This is a genomic window from Streptomyces huiliensis, assembly GCF_020037025.1.
GTDB lineage: Bacteria > Actinomycetota > Actinomycetes > Streptomycetales > Streptomycetaceae > Streptomyces > Streptomyces huiliensis.
Map to the genome: position 1 here is coordinate 1 of NZ_JAIQLH010000482.1, position 3087 is coordinate 3087.

At 74.3% G+C, this 3087-nt stretch carries 3 protein-coding genes; 2 read left to right on the plus strand and 1 reads right to left on the minus strand.

Going from position 1 to position 3087, the window contains the following annotated elements; genetic code table 11:
- Positions 1-694: transaldolase family protein (locus JNW98_RS35310; RefSeq protein ID WP_308015707.1), on the minus strand; the 694-nt coding region annotated here is incomplete at its 3' end.
- Positions 695-1033: 339 nt separating this feature from the next.
- Here JNW98_RS35310 and wrbA point away from each other — a divergent pair.
- Positions 1034-1648: an NAD(P)H:quinone oxidoreductase gene (gene wrbA, locus JNW98_RS35315; protein ID WP_223772351.1), complete on the plus strand. Its 615-nt coding sequence runs from the start codon at positions 1034-1036 to the stop codon at positions 1646-1648.
- 291 nt (positions 1649-1939) lie between these two features.
- A partial coding sequence (locus tag JNW98_RS35320; RefSeq protein ID WP_223772352.1) for an ATP-binding protein occupies positions 1940-3087 on the plus strand: 1148 nt, incomplete at its 3' end.

Here is a 3087-nt window from a genome sequence, read left to right on the forward strand (position 1 = left end):
CCGCCGTACCCCGCAGGGCGGCCGCCTCCGCCGTGCCCAGGGCGGCGAGGCGCGCGTCGACCGCGTCCTCCAGCGGGCCGACGGCGAGCGAGACGCACACCGGGACGCGCGCGAGGTCCCGGCCCGCCGCGCGGGCCCGCTCCAGCCCGTCGAGGCAGGCGTCGAGGGCGGCGCGGTGGTGCCGTACCGAGCAGACCTCCGTGAGGTGTACCCCGACGCCCCGTTCCAGGCAGGCGCGCGCGGCCGCCAGGCCCGCCGCGGTCGCGGGGATCTTGACCAGGGCGTTGTCCCGCAGCGCGGCGCGGTGCAGCGCCACCGCGGCGGCGGCCGTCGCGGCGGAGTCGTGGACGAGCCGGGCGTCGAGGTCCATCGAGGCGTGGCCGTCGAGGCCGTGCGAGGACTCGAAGACCGGGCGCAGCGCGTCGCACGCGGAGCGCAGGTCGTACGCGCTCAGCGCCAGGACGGCGGTGTCCGGCGCGGCCGAGCGCTGCGCGAGGTGGCGCAGCTGCTCCCGGCACCCGTCGTGCCCCGCCGCGTCCGCGGCCAGGGCGGCGGGGTCGGAGACCGCGCCGCGCACCCCCTCGGCGGCGCGGGCGGGACAGGCGCGGGACGGGCCGTCGAGCCAGGGGGAGACGCCCTCGGCGGCCAGGGCGTGCAACGGGCTCCCGGCCGGGCCGATCACGTGCTCCGCCATGGACGCGGCTCCTCCTCCTGGGTCTCCTGGGTCTCCGGGGCTCCCGCCGGCGCTCCCGGTGGCGGTCGGCGCTCCCGGCGGCGGTCGCGGCATCCCGCGCCCGCAGGTGACCTTAGGGAGGGGAGCGCCCGGCCGTCGAACGGTCCGCCCCCACTTCGTCCGCTACTTCGTCACATACCGGTCCATGCGGCGCCGAGGGCGGACGCGGCCGATGCGCCGGAGAGTTGACGTAGTGCGCGGTCTGTCGTTGGCCCGGCTCCCGGCGGGGGCCACGATGATCCGGCGCTCCGCCGTGAGCGCACCCCCCTGTTTTTGAGTGCAGAAGGAGCCCCCAGGGCCATGACCAACGTCGCCGTCGTCTACTACTCGTCCACCGGGAACGTGCACCAGATGGCCGAGGCCGCCGCGGCCGAGGCGGAGAAGGCGGGTGCCGCGGTGCGGCTGCGCCGGGTGGCCGAGCTCGCCCCGCAGAGCGCGATCGACCGCAACGAGGCGTGGGCTGCCCACGCCGCCGCCACCCGCGACGTCCCGGAGGCCGCGCTGGAGGACCTGGACTGGGCGGACGCCATCCTCTTCGGCACCCCCACCCGGTTCGGCCTGCCGGCCGCCCAGCTGAAGCAGTTCCTGGACATGACCGGCGGCCTCTGGTTCCAGGGCAAGCTGGTCAACAAGGTGGTGTCGTCCTTCACTTCGTCGAACAACGCCCACGCCGGTCAGGAATCCACCATCCTGGCGCTCAACAACACCTTCTACCACTGGGGTGCCATCATCGTCCCGGCCGGATTCGCGGACCCCGTGCAGTTCGAGAAGACCAACGGAAACCCGTACGGCGCGAGCAGCGTCACGGACAACGTCCCCGGCAACGTCCACCCGGACAACCTGGCCTCGATCGCGTTCCAGGCCCGCCGCGTGGTGGAGATCGCCAAGGCCCTCGGCGCGGGGCTGTCCGCCTGACGGACGGCCGGATCGCGTTCTGATCAAGCCTGGATCACGTCCGGATCGCGTCCGGATCGCGTCCGGATCACGATGAATTCCGGCCGGATATCGGCCGGAAACCCCCTGTCGCCTCCCGTTCGCCCGCTCAGGGGCGGACGGGAGGCGTTCGTGTGTTCGCAATTCGAGAAGGAAACCGGACGCGGGATCACGGGTGTGGTTGGATGATCCGCGTATTCCGCTTTTGGACGGGACGTCAGGACGCCGTCACCTGTCCTGCCGCACGCGAACCCCGGCGTCCAAGAGGAATTGATGTCGCATCACATACCGGAGGCGGGGGTCTGGTGCCTGATCGTGGCACTGGCCGCCGTGGTGGTCCTGCTGGTCCGGCAGCGGACGGTCGCCACCACGCTGCGGGCCCGCGCCGCCGCACTGGAGGAGAACGTCCGGGCGCGTGACGAGGAGGCCGCGCGCCTGGTCGACGTACGCCTGCCGGCCGTCGCCGACTCGGTGAGCAAGTCGGAGCCGCTGCCCGGCCTGCTCGACGGGCGGCTCACCGGCACCGCGTTCGCCCACAGTCTCCAGGCCGTGATGGAACTCTTCGCGCAGTCCGTGGACAAGGCGCAGGAGCGCGCCGACCAGTCCGCCAAGGCGGCCCTCCGGGCGTCCATGCGCGCTCTCCAGGGGCTGGCGCACGAGCAGCAGCAGGCCATCTCCGGCATGCAGGAGCGGCACGACGACCCCGCGGTCCTGCGCGACCTGCTGGAGATCGACCACACCAACTCGCAGTTCGGGCGCCGCGCGCAGGCCATCGGCGTGCTCTGCGGCTCGTGGCCCGGGCGGCAGCGCGTGGCCTCCCCGCTGACCGACGTCGTCCGCGGCGCCACCTCCCGCATCCGCGACTACCGCCGCGTACGGGTGCACGGCGACGGGGAACTGGCCGTGGTGAGCCGGGCCGTGGAGCCCGTGGTGCTCGCCGTCGCCGAGCTCCTCGACAACGCCGCCCGCCACTCGCAGCCCAACACCAGGGTGGAGGTCAGCCTCCAACCCGTGCACAACGGTGCCTGCGTCGTCATCGACGACGCCGGTGTGGGCATGGACGGCCAGGAGATCGAACGCGCCGTCGCCCTCCTCTCCGGACGCCGCGCGGTGGACGTCTCCCGGCTCGGCGACCCCCCGCAGTTCGGCTTCCCCGTCGTGGGCGTGCTCGCCGCGCGCTACGGCTTCAGCGTCTCGGTCGACACCCGCTCGCCCTACGGCGGCGTCCGCGCGGTCGTCTTCCTGCCCACCGCGCTCCTCACCCACCTGGAGCTGGACGGCCCCGGCACGACGCCGCTCGCCGCGCCGGGGCGCGCGTCGCGGCGGCGGGCGCCGGCTCCCGGCGCGTCCGGTCCGCTGAACTCCGGTCCGCTGAACTCCGGCGCGCTGGGCTCCGGCCCGCTGGACGAGGCGGCCGCGCC

Excerpts from the sequence above, each read along its gene's own strand:
- wrbA (WP_223772351.1), top strand. The coding sequence starts at position 1,034 with ATGACCAACGTCGCCGTCGTCTACTACTCGTCCACCGGGAACGTGCAC.